This window comes from Pseudarthrobacter sp. SORGH_AS 212, from assembly GCF_030818145.1.
Classification (GTDB): Bacteria; Actinomycetota; Actinomycetes; order Actinomycetales; family Micrococcaceae; genus Arthrobacter.
Map to the genome: position 1 here is coordinate 1702270 of NZ_JAUTAA010000001.1, position 14965 is coordinate 1717234.

17 protein-coding genes and 1 pseudogene are annotated in these 14965 nt (G+C 65.6%); 6 read left to right on the forward strand and 12 right to left on the reverse strand.

The genetic code is table 11. The features are described from left to right. Positions 1–69 precede the first annotated feature (69 nt). Positions 70–1629, forward strand: coding sequence for a carboxylesterase/lipase family protein (locus QE394_RS07750; protein ID WP_349034213.1), 1560 nt, complete (start codon positions 70–72; stop codon positions 1627–1629). Here the strand turns inward: QE394_RS07750 and QE394_RS07755 are convergent. The 4 genes and pseudogenes from QE394_RS07755 to QE394_RS07770 all read right to left on the reverse strand — a co-directional run bounded on the left by QE394_RS07755 (position 1607) and on the right by QE394_RS07770 (position 3307). Next, the gene (locus QE394_RS07755; RefSeq protein ID WP_056083177.1) at positions 1607–2047 is read right to left on the reverse strand and encodes an SRPBCC family protein; all 441 of its coding nucleotides are present in this window, start codon (positions 2045–2047) and stop codon (positions 1607–1609) included. The two genes, QE394_RS07750 and QE394_RS07755, sit on opposite strands and share 23 nt — an antisense overlap. Next, positions 2047–2316, reverse strand: coding sequence for a hypothetical protein (locus QE394_RS07760; protein ID WP_056082715.1), 270 nt, complete (start codon positions 2314–2316; stop codon positions 2047–2049). Before QE394_RS07760 ends, QE394_RS07755 begins: the two co-directional genes overlap by 1 nt. A 44-nt stretch (positions 2317–2360) precedes the next feature. Next, positions 2361–2486, reverse strand: a pseudogene (locus tag QE394_RS07765) (dihydroxyacetone kinase subunit DhaK); the annotation flags it as partial. A gap of 47 nt (positions 2487–2533) precedes the next feature. Further along, the gene (locus QE394_RS07770) at positions 2534–3307 is read right to left on the reverse strand and encodes an SDR family NAD(P)-dependent oxidoreductase (RefSeq protein WP_056082719.1); all 774 of its coding nucleotides are present in this window, start codon (positions 3305–3307) and stop codon (positions 2534–2536) included. 390 nt (positions 3308–3697) lie between these two features. Here QE394_RS07770 and QE394_RS07775 point away from each other — a divergent pair, with 390 nt between their 5' ends. From QE394_RS07775 to QE394_RS07795, 5 genes are all read left to right on the forward strand, one after another. Then, a complete protein-coding gene (locus tag QE394_RS07775) occupies positions 3698–5035 on the forward strand; it encodes an MFS transporter (RefSeq protein ID WP_056082723.1) in 1338 nt (445 codons plus the stop codon). Between the two features lie 33 nt (positions 5036–5068). Beyond that, complete coding sequence (locus QE394_RS07780) at positions 5069–5992, forward strand: transketolase (RefSeq protein WP_056082728.1); 924 nt, start codon at positions 5069–5071, stop codon at positions 5990–5992. Further along, positions 5989–7008: a transketolase C-terminal domain-containing protein gene (locus tag QE394_RS07785; protein WP_091717544.1), complete on the forward strand. Its 1020-nt coding sequence runs from the start codon at positions 5989–5991 to the stop codon at positions 7006–7008. The genes QE394_RS07780 and QE394_RS07785 overlap by 4 nt, the downstream gene beginning before the upstream one ends. Positions 7009–7125: 117 nt before the next feature. After that, entirely contained in the window at positions 7126–7785 is a 660-nt protein-coding gene (locus QE394_RS07790) for a GntR family transcriptional regulator (RefSeq protein ID WP_091717542.1), read from the forward strand. A 94-nt stretch (positions 7786–7879) separates the two neighbouring features. Beyond that, the gene (locus tag QE394_RS07795; protein ID WP_056082739.1) at positions 7880–8326 is read left to right on the forward strand and encodes a transferase; all 447 of its coding nucleotides are present in this window, start codon (positions 7880–7882) and stop codon (positions 8324–8326) included. A gap of 60 nt (positions 8327–8386) precedes the next feature. Here QE394_RS07795 and QE394_RS07800 read toward each other — a convergent pair whose 3' ends face one another. From QE394_RS07800 to QE394_RS07835, 8 genes are all read right to left on the reverse strand, one after another. Beyond that, on the reverse strand, positions 8387–9430 hold the full coding sequence (locus tag QE394_RS07800; protein ID WP_349034214.1) for a nickel transporter: 1044 nt from the start codon (positions 9428–9430) through the stop codon (positions 8387–8389). Beyond that, positions 9430–10260: an urease accessory protein UreD gene (locus QE394_RS07805; protein WP_349034215.1), complete on the reverse strand. Its 831-nt coding sequence runs from the start codon at positions 10258–10260 to the stop codon at positions 9430–9432. The genes QE394_RS07800 and QE394_RS07805 overlap by 1 nt, the downstream gene beginning before the upstream one ends. A gap of 203 nt (positions 10261–10463) precedes the next feature. After that, positions 10464–11081 carry an urease accessory protein UreG gene (ureG, locus tag QE394_RS07810; RefSeq protein ID WP_349034216.1) on the reverse strand — a complete coding sequence of 206 codons (618 nt, stop codon included), beginning with the start codon at positions 11079–11081 and terminating at the stop codon, positions 10464–10466. A gap of 30 nt (positions 11082–11111) precedes the next feature. After that, positions 11112–11777, reverse strand: a complete 666-nt coding sequence (locus QE394_RS07815; RefSeq protein ID WP_349034217.1) for an urease accessory protein UreF — start codon at positions 11775–11777, stop codon at positions 11112–11114. Between the two features lie 204 nt (positions 11778–11981). Continuing rightward, the gene (gene ureE / locus QE394_RS07820; protein ID WP_349034218.1) at positions 11982–12467 is read right to left on the reverse strand and encodes an urease accessory protein UreE; all 486 of its coding nucleotides are present in this window, start codon (positions 12465–12467) and stop codon (positions 11982–11984) included. An 18-nt stretch (positions 12468–12485) separates the two neighbouring features. Further along, the gene (gene ureC, locus QE394_RS07825; RefSeq protein ID WP_349034219.1) at positions 12486–14243 is read right to left on the reverse strand and encodes an urease subunit alpha; all 1758 of its coding nucleotides are present in this window, start codon (positions 14241–14243) and stop codon (positions 12486–12488) included. Next, entirely contained in the window at positions 14240–14593 is a 354-nt protein-coding gene (locus QE394_RS07830) for an urease subunit beta (RefSeq protein ID WP_349034220.1), read from the reverse strand. Before QE394_RS07830 ends, ureC begins: the two co-directional genes overlap by 4 nt. Before the next feature lie 9 nt (positions 14594–14602). After that, on the reverse strand, positions 14603–14905 hold the full coding sequence (locus QE394_RS07835) for an urease subunit gamma (protein ID WP_261618584.1): 303 nt from the start codon (positions 14903–14905) through the stop codon (positions 14603–14605). Between the last annotated feature and the right edge of the window lie 60 nt (positions 14906–14965).

Below are 14965 nucleotides of genomic sequence, written 5' to 3' on the forward strand. Positions count from 1 at the left end.
ACACCATGGCCGCTCACTGCCGAACGGTAGTCCTCAGCGTACCCGTGGACACCCCGTAAGGTGTCAATCATGAAGCTCGCCTCCAGCATCGGCGGAACCTTCCGCGGAGCCACCCTGGCAGTGGACGGCGCCCCCGTGCACCGGTTCCTCGGCATCCCTTACGCCCAGCCGCCATCGGGAGAGCTGCGCTTCCGCCCGCCAGTGGCCCTCCCCCAATGGACCGGCGAGGTGGACGCCACCGGGTACGGCCCCGCAGCGCCCCAGAACCCGGACGCCCGTGATCCAGACGAAACCCCGCTGGCCTGGAGCGAGGACGGCTGCCTGAACCTGAACATCTGGACGCCGGACACCGGCGGGACGGCCCGGCCGGTGATGGTCTGGATCCACGGCGGCGCCTACCTGATGGGCGCCAACAGTGACGGGATGTACGACGGCGCCCGGCTCGCCGCAGCGACGGGCACGGTGGTGGTAGCCATCAATTACCGGCTGGGCGCACTCGGTTTCCTCCACCTGGCACACCTGCTCGGCGAGGGATTTGTGGATTCGTCCAACCTCGGCCTGCTGGACCAGCTTGAGGCGCTGCGCTGGGTGCGGGACAACATCGCCGGGTTTGGCGGCGACCCGCACAACGTGACCCTGTTCGGCGAATCGGCAGGCGCGGCAGCCATCGGCACCCTGCTGGGCATGCCGGCGTCGGAAGGCCTCTTCCGGCGGGCCATCATGCAAAGCGGCACAGCGGAGCGCTTCCGCACCCCGGAGGGGTCTGCGCGCGTAACTGCTGACTTCCTGCGGCTTTGCGGCCTGGACGAATCGTCAGCAGGTGAGTTGCGCACCCTTCCGGTGGAACACCTGCTGGCCGCCCAGCAGCAACTCGAAGAGCGGATCGCCGCCGAAAGCTACGCAGTGCCGCTCCCCTTCCAGCCAACAGTGGGGACCCCGTCACTGCCGGAACCTCCACTGGACGCCGTCCGGAACGGGATCAACAGTGGCGTGGACCTGCTGGTGGGCACCAACCTCAACGAAGGGTCTTTCGCCGTCGAAATGCGCCCGGACCGGCCGGAAGACCCTGGTTACCCGGACCGGGCCGCCGCGGTCCTGTCCGCAGGGGGCCTGCCGGGAGACTGCGCGCAGGGATACGCGGAAGCACTGGCGGCCGTGCTGGCACACGGGCCCCGCGGGAAGGAACTGCTGGAGGCGGCCATTGCCGATGCGGTGTACCGCCAGCCCAGCAACAACCTGCTTGATGCGAGGCTCCAGTCAGCACGCAGCGCTGCGCACGGCAGGACATTCGCCTACCTGTTCACCTGGCGCAGCCCGGCCATGGGCGGCAAGCTGGGATCCTGCCACACGCTGGAAATTCCCTTCGTGTTCCGGCACTTGGCATCCCCGGACGCCGCCTACCTGACCCGGGGCAAGGGTCCGCAGGCCCTCAGTGACACCATGAGCGGAGCCTGGGCGGCCTTCGCCGGCACCGGGGCCCCGGACCAGCCCGGCCTGGCGTGGCCGGAATACGGGCAGGAGCGCCGCACCATGATGCTCGACGACGCGCCCCGGTTGGAAGCGGACCCACGGCGGGAGGTCCGGCTGTTTTTTGCCGGGAACCAGGTCAGGCGGCAGCCAGTGAGTTAAGCGTGTCCCGGAGGCCCTTCAATGCGGGGTCGCGGAGCTGCATGAACAGCGGTTTCAGGAGCGGCTGGATGATTTTGGCCGGCCCTTTGATGCTGAACTCTGCCGTGTACTTCACCACGGATCCGGTGCCATTGGGGGCGACGTCGATGGAATCGAAGGAGACGACGGTCTTGTTCTCCCCGCGCAGCTTGATGTGGCTGCCCGTCAGCTCGATGACCTCGTAAATCAGCGACTGGCGTTTCCCCCGGAACTCGGCCTCAGCGTGGTACTTATGTCCCACGGCCACGGGCCCCGGCGTGATCTTGTCCATCACAGGGGTGCCGGGGTCCCACTTGCTGGTGTTTTCGAACTCACTCAGGAAGGCAAAGGCCTTCTCAGCGGACAGTTTGGTTTCCACACTTCCGGCTACTGTGATCATCACCCCAGTCTAGGAGCACCCGGCAGGTGGGAGGCAGCCATTTTGTAGCAAAGATTGCCGTCCAACTTACGGGGGCTGATCCACACCTCGTAGCCGTCAGCGGCGGTGAACAGGGCACGGCCGCCGTTGGCGTCGCCTGCAATCCACACGGCGGAGGAGTCCGGCATGGCGTTGTCCACCACGCCGGACCGCACCGTCCGGCGGCCCTTCCGGACCTCCACAGGGACACCGATCAGGCGGGCCCACTCGGAATACGGGTAGGAATCCACGGCATCCCTCCTGCTCAGCGTGTCTCGAAGTCGCTGAGGATCTTGATATTGCCCATCAAGGCGCCGTCGGCGACGTCCGGGCCGGTCAGCCCGGCGAAGGCGTGAATGTCGCAGAAACCCGCAAGGGCTTCCTCGGCAAAGTCCGAAGGGTCATTGACGGTCTTTGTCATGGTGGGTTCTCTGGCATCCGGAAGGAGGCGAAAGGGCTGCGGGGCCCTTAGTGCATGTGGCTTCCGCCGTTAATGTCCACCACGGTTCCGGTGAGGTACGCGGAATCCTCGGAGGACAGGAAAGTGATCACGGAAGCTACTTCCTCGGTGCTGGCGTTACGGCCCAGCGGGATGCCGGCGTTGATGGCGGCTTCCTGTTCTTCGGTGCTGCCCACGCGGATGTTGGTGTCCACCGCGCCCGGGGTGATGGCGTTGACGGTGACGCCGGTGGTGCCGAGTTCACGGGCCAGTGCCTTGGTGAGGCCCAGGATGGCTGCCTTGGCTGCAGAGTAAGGGACCTTGCCGAAGACGCCGCCGCCGCGCTGGGCGGACACGGAGGACATGTTCACAATGCGGCCCCAGCCGTTCCCGATCATGTCCGGCAGGAATGCCTTGGTCACCAGGTAGGTGCCGGTGGCGTTGACGTCCATGATCTTGTGCCACAGCTCGAGGGTGGTTTCCAGGAACGGGACGGGCGAGGTGATGCCGGCGATGTTGGCCAGTGCGCCGACGGGCGGCAGGTTACCGGCGGCCACCTCGGCGGCGACGGCGGCCTGGGCGGTGGTCACGGAGGCCTCGTTGGCGACGTCGATCTCGTGGCCGTAGGCAGGGACGTTGAACTCGTTGCCGATTTCCGCGGCCACCTTGGCGGACTTTTCGCCGTCGAGGTCCAGGATGACGACGCCCCAGCCTTCACGGGCGTAGCGGCGGGCGGTGGTGATGCCGATGCCCCGGTCCGAGGTGGCTCCGGTGAGGACGGCGGTGCGCTGGATGGTGGTCATGGTTGGTGCTCCTTGAAAGTGTTTTTGTGGATCGATTGCTCTGTAGTTGTCGCCGGCCCCTGCCGGGCGGTATGCCAGCAGTCCTTCGGGTTCCAGGTCCTCGCGCTCACCGCGCACCGGTTCGTGGTGGAGTGCGCCGCGAGTCAGTCTTTAGACCCTGGTGACGCATTCTGAAGGACGAGCATCCGGGTCTGAAGTGGAACATCGTTGATCCCTTGGTTCGTGCGAAGCAGTAGTGATGCCGACCACACTAACTTCGTTAACTGTCAACAGTCAACCCATAAAGTTGACTGTTGACAGTCAGCATGATGCGGGTCACACTGGGGATATCATTTGTTAACAGTCGACAGCGGCGACTTCCTGAGGCCGCTTTTCGAAAGGGAACCCAACATGAGCAAAGATGCTCTGACCATGCGCGGTCCGGTCCACGGAACCAAGGACGCCAGGCGCGTTGCCGTTGGCTCCGGTGTGGGCGCTGTGATCGAGACGTATGACTTCATCGGTTTCGGCACCGCCGCTGCGCTGTACTTCGGCACCGCGTTTTTCCCCGGAACCGATCCGGTCACCGGCACCCTCGCTTCCTTCGCCACCCTGGGCGTCGGCTTCGCAGCCCGTCCCTTGGGCGGCATCATCGGCGGCCACCTCGGCGACAAGGTAGGGCGCAAGCCCGTTTTGGTGGCCTCCCTGATCCTGATGGGCCTGGCCACGTTCGCCATCGGACTCCTGCCCACCTACGCCGCAGTGGGGCTCCTCGCCCCTGCACTGCTCGTCTTCGTCCGCATCGTCCAGGGTTTGGCCTTCGGAGCGGAATGGGGCGGCGCCATCCTGATGAGCTACGAGCACGCACCCTGGAAGGCCAAGGGCAAGTACACCGGCATTGTCCAGGCCGGCTTCCCCGTGGGCCTGCTGCTGGCCAACCTGACCTTCCTGTTCAGCGTCAACCTCGGCGGCGAACTGGCCTGGCGCATCCCCTTCCTTGCCAGCATCGTGCTGGTGGCGGTGGGCCTGATCATCCGCTCCAAGGTCCCGGAATCCCCGGTCTTCGATGAGGTCAAGGACAGCGGTGCCATCGTGAAGTCCCCCATCGTTGAGGTCATCAAGACCGACTGGCGCAACATCGTCAAGGGCATCGGCCTCCGCGTTGCCGAGACCGCAGGCTACGCCGTGTCCATCACCTACATGATTTCCTACCTCAACAGCCAGCACCTGGCGGACAAGAGCCAGACCCTCATCGCCCTGTGCATCGCCTCCGCCATCGGCATCTTCGCCACCCAGGCCTGGGCCGCGCTGACCGACCGCATTGGCCGGCGTCCGCTGTATGTCTGGTCCACCCTGTTCGCGGCCCTCTTCGCCATCCCGATGTTCCTGCTGGTCAATACGGGAATGTTCATCGCCATCATCATCACCATCGTCATTTCCTACGCGGTCTGCCAGAACTCGCTCGCCGGCGCCCAAGGCGCCTGGTTCCCGGAGCTCTTCCAGGCCAAGACCCGGGCCTCCGGCGCCAGCCTGGCCTACCAGATCTCGGCCATGGTCTCCGGCTTCACCCCTTTCATCACCACCCTGTTGTTTGTCAGCTTCGGCTGGATGGGCCCGGCGCTGCTCTTCGGCGCCTACGCCCTGATCGGCCTATGGGCTGCGGTGGCCACCCGGGAAACCTGGGGCAAGCGGGAGCGCGAACTGGCCGAAGAAGCCACCAAAAGCACCCCCAACACCATCAACGCCTGAATGACCGCGCACCCAACAACCACGGAGCACGCAATGCCTACAGATACCGTCCAGGACACCCCACAGGGACAAACATTGCAGGAACAGATCCTGCAGACCGCGGTGACCCCGGAACGGGTGGAGAAAATCAGCGCCGCCGCGTACCGGATCCGGCACCACGCCCTCAACATGGGCGAAGTCCAAGGCCAGGGCTACGTGGGCCAGGCCCTCGGGGCTGCCGACATGCTCGCCACCGTGTACGGGGACCAGCTGAACTTCCGCGCCGAGGACCCGCACTGGGAAGCCCGCGACCGGTTCCTGCTGTCCACCGGCCACTACGCGATCGGCCACTACGCAGCCCTTGCCGAAGCCGGCATCGTCCCGGTGGAGGAACTTGAAACCTACGGCTCGGATGACTCCCGGCTGCCGATGTCCGGGATGTCCACGTACACCCCCGGCATGGAGATCTCGGGCGGTTCCCTGGGCCACGGCCTGACCATCGCCGTCGGCATGGCGTTGGGCCTGCGCTACCAGGGCTCGTCCGCCCGGGTGTTCAACTTCCTCTCCGACGGCGAGCTGGACGAAGGCTCCACCTGGGAAGCGGCCATGGGTGCGCACCACCACCAGTTGGGCAACCTCACCGCCATGGTGGACATCAACGCCCTGCAGGCCGACGGCAAGACGGACACCGTACTCCGCACCGAGCCGGTGACGGAGAAGTGGGAATCGTTCGGCTGGTACACCCAGCGGGTTGACGGGAACGACGTCGGTGCGCTGCTCGCAGCGTTCGACAACGCAGCCGCCCAGGCCGCCGCCGTCGGACGTCCTTCCGTGATCCTGTGCGATACGAAAGTGGGCCGCGGCGTCCCGCTGCTGGAGGACCGCGAAAAGGCGCACTTCATGCGCATCGAAGAGAACGAATGGCAGATCTGCCGCGAGCAGCTCACCGCCGGATATGAAGGAAAGGCTTCAGCATGAGCACCACCACGGAGGCCCCGGACACCACGGCGGCCGCTAAGCCCAAGCTCAAGACCTCGGCGATGATCGCGTCGTTCGCCGATCCCGGCCAGAAGACGGCGTCGGCGCCGTTCGGGCACGCCCTGGTCAAGGCCGCGCAGGAGAACGACAAGATCGTGGGCCTGACCGCGGACCTGGGCAAGTACACGGACATGCACATCTTCGCCAAGGCTTTCCCGGAGCGGTTCTTCCAGATGGGCATGGCCGAGCAACTCCTGTTCGGCGCGGCCGCGGGACTGGCTGAAACCGGGCTGGTGCCGTTCGCGTCCACCTACTCGGTGTTCGCAGCCCGCCGCGCCTACGATTTCCTGTGCCTGGACGCGGCAGAGCCGAACCTGAACGTCAACATCGTGGGCGGCCTGCCCGGCCTCACCACTGGGTACGGCCCCAGCCACCAGGCCACCGAGGACATGGCGATCTTCCGCGGCATGCCCAACCTGACCATCGTGGACCCCTGCGACAGCATCGACATCGAACAGGCAGTGCCGCAGCTGGCAGCGTCCGAGGGCCCCACATACCTGCGGCTGCTCCGCGGGAATGTGCCCACCGTCCTGGACGAGTACGGCTACACGTTCGAGCTCGGCAAGGCCAAGGTGCTGCGCGGCGGCAACGACGTCGTCTTCATCTCGTCCGGGCTGATGACCATGCGTGCGCTGCAGGCAGCGAAGGCCCTCGCGGCACATAACGTGGACGTCGCCGTCGTGCATACCCCCACCATCAAGCCGTTCGACGCCGAAACCGTCCTCAAGGAGATCAACACGGACAGGCTCGCCGTCACCCTGGAAAACCACTCCGTGGTGGGCGGTCTGTTCGAAACCGTTGCCTCCGCCGTCGTCACCGCGGGCCTGGGCAAGCGTGTCGTTCCCATCGGCCTGCCGGACCAGTTCCTCGATGCCGGCGCCCTTCCCACCCTGCACGACCGGTACGGGCTCGCCACCGACCGTATCGTGGCCAAGGTCCTCGCCGAACTCGGGTAGAGAGTCAACAAACCAGCAGAAAGCGCGGCACCGGTCCAAAGCCGGTGCCGCGCTTTCTGCCGTACCATCGAAACTACGACTGTAAACAGTCGACTTATGACACTGAGGACGGATGCCATGGCCGGACTGACAGCCCCGCTGCTGGGACTGCAAAAGAAAAGCCTGCGCGAGCAGGCCCTCTCGGCGTTGCGGACCGCCATCACCAGCGGCGAGCTGGCACCGGGACGGCACTTGGTGGAAACCGAACTGTCCGAAATGCTGCAGATCAGCCGCGGCACGCTCCGGGAAGCCTTGCGGCAGCTGGAACAGGAGGGCCTCCTCTCCGCCGGACCGCGTGGCCGCCTGTCCGTGCGGCACCTGGACCACAAGGAGATCCGGGACATCTTTGCGGTGCGCGCGGCTCTGGAGTCCCTTGCTGCCCGGACACTCTGCGAATTGGTGGACCGCCAGCACGTCACCGAGTCGTTGCACGCCGCCATCGACGCCATGGCCGCGAATGCCGGGGGCACGCTTGAGGAACGCATCGAGTCGGACCTGGAGTTCCACCGGACCCTCTGCCGGCTGACCGGCAATGAAACGCTCCTGCACTCCTGGGAGTCGCTGGAGGGCTCCATCCGGATGTCCATCATGTTTGCCGGACAGGAAAAAGGCGTCAGCAACATGAGCGTTGACCGTCACCGGGACATCGTGGATGCCATCGATACCGGTGACGCCGGGCTGACGCGGAAGACCATCCTCGAACACATGGACACCGCCGCCGCGAACCTTGTCTCCTAGGGCTCACCATTTCCGGGGCCGCCGGGAATCCCTTCGGGCTGTCAACCGTTAACTTACTGTGCGGTAGGAAACCCGTCCGCTGGTGAGGGATGTGATGAGCGCAAAGTTTGAATCAGTAGAAGACGACGCCGGCAAGGTCACCCGGTATGTCCGGCATGCCAACGGCGGCGGTTTCGTCGCACCGGGCGCCGTGGTGCCTGAGAGCGTCCGGGTCGGCCCGATGACCTACGTGGAGCACGGGGCGGTCATCGGAGCAGGCTGCCGGATCGGCCACGGCAGCTGGATTGACCGGGAAGCGAAGATTGGAGCCAAGACCGTCATCGGCGACGGCGTCCGGGTTGGCCGCGGCACCGTGATCGGCAACCGGGCCAACATCGGCAGCCATTCCCGCATCGGGTCTGGTGCCCTGATCGGTCACGGGGTCCATCTTCATTCGGACAGCACCGTTCCCGATGGCCACCGGCAGCTGCAGAAGCCGCAGGCCCTGGCGCCGGCGAAGGAACGCCCGCACCGGAAGCCCGACCGCGGGATAGCTGCCTGACCTTCGCCCGGCCGCCTCGAGAACCTGCAGCCCGCCGCTGTGGCGGCCTGCCCGTTGTGGTCAGCCCTCGCGCTGCAGCCGGTTCCTGGCGGCCGTAAGGGCCCACACGCCAATGAAGGCGGCCACGAGCAGGAGTCCCGCCTCCCCCAGGTCGAGTTCCCCCAGCCAGGTGGTCAGAGGGTCGCCAAGGTCAAACGCGGCATTGGCGAATCCGCCGAGCGTGACGGCGGCGATGAACAGCGCTGACAGGGCTGAGATGCCGGTCACCACTGCGTTGAAGCCGAGCCTGCGCTGCGGATTGTGGATGGCGGACCGGTACATACGCATCATGGCCACGCCGTTGACGGTGTCGCAGAGGGTCATTGCCGCCGTGAAGGCGAGGGGAAGGGCCATGAGCGCCAGCGGGGACACCCCTGCCAGCGAGGCGGCGGTGGTGACCACCAGCAGCCCGATGGTGGTGGCCGTATCGAAACCGAGCCCGAACAGGAAACCGATGACATAGATGTTCCGGGGCCGTTGCACCGCGGAGAGTGGTTTGGACAGGAGCCGGGCAACAAACCCCGTGCTTTCCAGGTCCTCCTCCCGGATCGCCGCGCCGCCTCGCGCACTCCGGTATACCTGCGAGGCGCGCACGAACGCCGAACCGTTGAACAGCCCCATGGCCAGCAGGAACAGCCCGGACACGCCACTGCCAATCAGGCCGAGAACGTGGTTGCCGGTGGTTCCGTCTTCCATGAACTGGCCGATCACCGCCGCGCCCGCCACCACCAGCAGCCCGGCGAGGACCACCACGGAACTGTGGCCCAGGCTGAAGGCGAACCCCACGCTGACGGGGTCCTTCCGCTGGGCCACGAACTTACGGGTGGAGTTGTCGATGGCGGCGATATGGTCCCAGTCGTAGCTGTGCTTGACGCCGGCCACGTAGGCGGTCAGGACAAGGCCGAGGGCAAGGGGCGCGCCTGCTGTTGCCGACCCGGCGACGAGGAGGACGACGGCGGCAATATGCAGGGCGGCCACGGCACCAAACGTGGCGAGCAGGCGGGTCCGGAACGGCAAGGTTTCCCGGTCGCGATACAGGGTGGCGATGTTTGCCAGGGCCGTCATCAGTGCTTCCTCAGGTTCAGTGGGCCTTGCCCGTGCCAGCGTTCCCTCAGGAGGCCGGTGCAGGCTGCGAGCAGGCGGTTCAGTTCATCGGTGCTGTTGGAAAGCGAGCGCAGCACCAGGCCGGTGGTTCCGGCGACGCTGCGGGTGAGGGTGATTCCGGTCCGGGCGTCGTAACCTGCCGTGAGGTGGTGCAGGCGGTCTGCGAGTGCCTGGTCCACCCGGGCGTCCACCACCACCAGTGAGCCCAAGTGGCTGAAGCCTTCCATGAACCCCAGGCCGGTGACGTCGCCGAGGGGAGGCCGGATCAGCAGGTTGTCGAGGGCAAGTAAATGCGTGCCGCCATCCGTTTCGATGTGGATCTCGTTCCGCAGCCGCACTTCCTCGTACCGAAAGGCAGCGCCGTCCGGCGACCAGCCAGGGGTCACCACTTCCGCCATGACGAGGCTCGACGACGGCCGCAGGGTCACGGAGGTCCGTTGCCGGTAGCTGGCCTCCCGGTAAGCGATGAGCTGGTCCGGCATGAGTTCCAGCCGCGCCCCCTCCCCCAGCCGCACCGTCATGCGCTGCTCGGCAAAAGACCCAGGAGTCCGGTAAACCTTCGTCGCGGACTGGGTGGTCAGCAGCAGGTCAGCGCCATCCCCCACCTCCACATCCAGCAAGAACAAATCCGCCCCAAGATAAGCCCCACCAGGGTTCACCACCACATAACAAACCTGCCCGGAGTCATCGAGATAATGCGGCCGCAACACGCGAAGTGCACCCTCATGGAACTGGTGTGAGGCAACCGAGCGGCCGCCCCGCAAACTAATGCCAAGTTCGAGCCGCCCCATAGGTGACTGTCCGTGGCTGGGTCCGGCGGCTTCGCCGGATTCGGGGCCGTGCCCGTCCCCAGGCGCTCCCAACCGTCGCAAGCTCGGGTCGGGGCCCTCGCGCCAGTGGGCCCCCCACGAGCCCCGCCACGCCGCGGCCCCAAAATCCGGCCTCGCCGCCTCAGCGTGTATGTCACCTTCGGGCAAGTCCACGAGTGCCATGTCTATTGGGCCAAATCGAGCATCAGGACGTCGTGGCTTATCCATTGAATGACGTGTTCCAGGCCCTCGTCGGTTTTCAGGTTCGTGAAGCAGAACGGTTTGTCCCCCCTAAATTCTTTCGAATCTCTTTCCATCACTGACAAGTCGGCTCCGACGTGGGGTGCGAGGTCGGTTTTGTTGATGATGAAGAGGTCGGACTTGATCATGCCCTGGCCGGCTTTGCGGGGGATCTTTTCGCCCTGGGCCACGTCGATGATGTAGATGGAGAAGTCGACCAGTTCGGGGCTGAAGGTGGCGGAGAGGTTGTCGCCGCCCGATTCGACGAAGATGACCTGAAGGTCGGGGTGCCGGGTTTTGAGTTCTTCGATGGCGGCGGTGTTCATGGAGGTGTCTTCGCGGATGGCGGTGTGGGGGCAGCCACCGGTTTCGACGCCGATGATCCGGTCCTCGGGCAGGATGCCGTTGGCTGCGAGGATTTTGGCGTCTTCGATGGTGTAGATGTCGTTGGTGATGGCGGCCATGGAGATGCCGCGGCTCATGTGCCGGGTGAGCCGTTCCACGAGCTGGGTTTTTCCGGCTCCAACGGGCCCGCCGATGCCGATTTTGATGGGTTCAGTCATGGTGTTCCTCCTGTAAAGCGATAAGCACTGTTAGCTCATGAACATCCGGGCACGCTGGCGTTCGTGCCGCATTTGCGAAATTTCCAGTCCGGGGCTGACGGCGCCGAAGTCGTCCGGCGTGAGGTGCGCGATCGCCTCGATGGCGGCAGCGACGTCGTCGTGCGCTTTCCGCAAGGTCCGTTGGCCGGCGTTCTGGCCGAGCGGGATGGCCCGCACCGCGTTTTGGGTGAGGGACGTGACGGTGGCGAAAAGATAGGCGGCGAGCGCCTCCTTCAGGGGTACGCCCAGGGAGCGGGCGACGACGGCGAACGCCAGCGGCTGGTGCCCTGCGGCGCGGCCGCTGGCCACGGAGTCCCGGTACAGTTCCAGCGCGGGCGAGGGGAAAACCTCAGCCCCAATCTCCAGCAACCGGCCGCCCATCTTCACACTGGCCTCCCGAACCTCCCGGGGCATCAGAGAGGCGGACAACAGGGCATCCAGCTCCCCAACATCAGCACCCTCATAAAACAGCCGAACAGCAAGCCCATCGGAGTAAGTCAGCTGCTGGCCGACGAAGGCACCGAGCCAGAGCCCGAAAGACCCTTCATCAAAAAGGAGCTCCCGATCGAGGTACGTCTCAAACCCAAAAGAGTGAGCAAAAGCCCCAGTAGGCAGCGCAGAATCAGTGAGCTGCTGAAGAGCAAGCTGGTAAGTCATAACCGCGCTCCCAAGGCGACGTAAGCGCCCAACCCGGCGGAGGCGGGAGATAGGGGCCGCGGCGTGGCGGGCACCGCGGGGGGCCCACAGGCGCGAGGGCCCCGATCCGAGCTTGCGAGGATTGGGAGCGTCTGGGGACGGGCACGGCCCCTATCTACCGCCGAAGCCCCCGCGACGGTACCCCCACGGAAGGAAGGGGACGGGCTAGTGGCTGTGTTCAGCATGGCGGAAAGGGACAGGCATGACGCGTTCCTGGCGGGCGTAGGGCACGGAGTTGTGGATGAGGTAGTCCTCGACGGTGTGGTCGTAGGCGCACACCATGACGTCGGCCCCGTACTCGCTGGCGGCGTCGAAGAATTGTGCCTGGAGGTGGCGGTTGCCGAGGGAATGTGCGGTGACGCCCATTTCGTGGATGGTTCGGGGGGCGATGACCAGGACGTCGGTGGGCAGGACGGAGACCACGATCATGTTGGTGTCGGCGACGTGGAGGATATCGCCGTCGCGGAGGTCGCCGGATCCGGCGGGGAGCCGGATGCCGATCTCGTTGCCGTGGTCCGTGGTGGCGCGTTGGATGCGTTTGACCAGTTGGGCGCTGGGCAGTACCACTTTCTCGCGGTGTAGCCCGGTGTAGGCGGCGAGGTCGGTTTCGGGCAGGTCGTGGAGGTTGCCGAGGACTTTCTCGATGATCACGTCGTTCTCCGGGGTGGTTTAGAAGAGGAAATAGCGCTGGGCCATGGGGAGGACGTCGGCGGGTTCGCAGGTGACGTCTTCGCCGTCCACCATGACCTGGTAGGTTTCCGGGTCCACCTGGATGTCCGGTGTCGCGTCATTGTATTTGAGGTCGGCTTTGGTGAGGTTCCGGATGCCGGAGACGGGCCGGATGACCTTTTCGAGGCCTAGCTCTGCGGGGACGCCGGCGTCGATCGCGGCCTGGGAGAGGAAGGTGATGGAGGTCTGCTGGACGGCCTTGCCGAACGCACCGAACATGGGCCGCATGGTGCGTGGCTGAGGGGTGGGGATGGACGCGTTCGCGTCCCCCATCAGGGCGTAGGCGATCTGCCCGCCTTTGATGACGAGTTCGGGTTTGACGCCGAAGAAGGCCGGGTCCCACAGGACCAGGTCGGCGAATTTCCCTTCTTCCAAGGAGCCGACCGTGTCCGCGATGCCCTGGGCGAGCGCGGGGTTGATCGTGTATTTGGCCACGTAGCGTTTGAGGCGGAAGTTGTCGTTCCCGGCGCTGCCCTGCCCGGGGGCCGATCCGTCGGCACCAAGGTCCGTGCCGCCGTCGGCCGCTAAAACTCCGCGCTGCTTTTTCATCTTGTCCGCCACCTGCCAGGTGCGGGTGATCACCTCGCCCACCCGGCCCATGGCCTGGGAGTCGGAGGAGGTGATGGAGAAGATGCCCATGTCCTGCAGGACGTCCTCGGCGGCGATGGTCTCGGCGCGGATGCGGGAGTCGGCGAAGGCCACGTCCTCGGGGATGTCCGGGTTGAGGTGGTGGCAGACCATCAGCATGTCCAGGTGCTCTTCGATGGTGTTGCGCGTGTACGGCAGTGTGGGGTTGGTGGAGGCGGGCAGGACGTTGGGCATCCCGGCGATTTTGATGATGTCCGGAGCGTGGCCGCCGCCGGCGCCTTCGGTGTGGAAGGTGTGGATCACGCGGCCGTTGATGGCGCGGATGGTGTCTTCCACGAAGCCGCACTCGTTGAGGGTGTCGGTGTGGATGGCCACCTGGACGTCGTACTCATCGGCGACGGTCAGCGACATGTCGATCGAGGACGTGGTGGAGCCCCAGTCCTCGTGCACCTTCAGGCCGATGGCACCGGCGCGGATCTGCTCGGCGAGGGGTTCGACGGCGGACGCGTGGCCCTTGCCGAACAGGCCGATGTTCATGGGGAACGCCTCGGCGGCCTGCAGCATCCGGTGGATGTGCCACTTGCCGGGCGTAACTGTGGTGGCCTTGGTTCCCTCCGCCGGGCCGGTGCCGCCGCCGATCATGGTGGTGACGCCGCTGGTCAGGGCCGTGGCCACCTGGTCCGGGGAGATGAAGTGGATGTGCGTGTCGATGCCGCCGGCGGTGAGTATTTTGCGTTCCCCGGCGATGATCTCGGTGCTGGCGCCGATCACAATGTCCACGCCGTCGGTGATCTGGGGGTTGCCGGCCTTGCCAATCCGAAGGATGTGGCCGTCCCTGAGGGCAACGTCCGCCTTGTAGATTCCGGTGTAGTCCAGGATGACGGCGTTGGTGATGACGGTGTCGGGGATGTCCTCATCACGGGTGGCCTGGCCGTTCTGGCCCATGCCGTCGCGGATCACTTTGCCGCCGCCGAACACCACTTCCTCGCCGTAGACGGTGAGGTCCTTCTCGATTTCGAGGAACAGTTCAGTGTCGGCCAGGCGGATCTTATCGCCCGTCGTCGGGCCGTACAGGTCGGCGTACTGCCGCCGCGGAATATCGAAGCTCATGTGGCGTCCCTTTCGGTGGCTGACCCGGCTTGGCGGGGGCGGCCGTCGAGCTTTCCGTTGATGGCGTTGCTGAGCCCGAATACTTCGCGGGACCCTGCAAGTTCGATGAGCCGGACGCTGCGGGAATCCCCGGGTTCAAACCGGGCAGCCGTCCCTGCAGGGATGTCCAGGCGCCGGCCGCGGGCTGCTGCCCGGTCGAAGTCCAGCGCAGCGTTCGCCTCGGCGAAGTGGAAGTGCGAGCCCACCTGCACGGGCCGGTCGCCGGTGTTGGTGACGTACAGCTCGATGGCGTCGCGCCCCGCGTTTGCCGTCACGGGCTCCGGGCGGAGGACGTATTCTCCTGGAATCACTGCGGCTCCTTAGCGGATGGGATCGTGGACGGTGACCAGCTTGGTGCCGTCAGGGAAGGTGGCCTCGATCTGCACGTCGTGGATCATTTCGGGCACCCCCTCCATGACGTCCTCGCGGGTGAGGACGGTGGTGCCGTAGCTCATGAGGTCGGCAACGGTCCGGCCGTCCCGGGCGCCTTCGATCAGTTCGTAGCTGATGATGGCCACCGCTTCGGGGTAGTTGAGCTTGAGGCCGCGGGACTGCCGGCGCCGGGCCAGGTCGGCGGCCACCACGATCATGAGTTTTTCCTGCTCACGGGGCATCAGATGCATGGGGGGTCCCTTCAACGGCCGGCGGACAGCGTGGATTCAGAGTAGGCCCCGCACATTTCC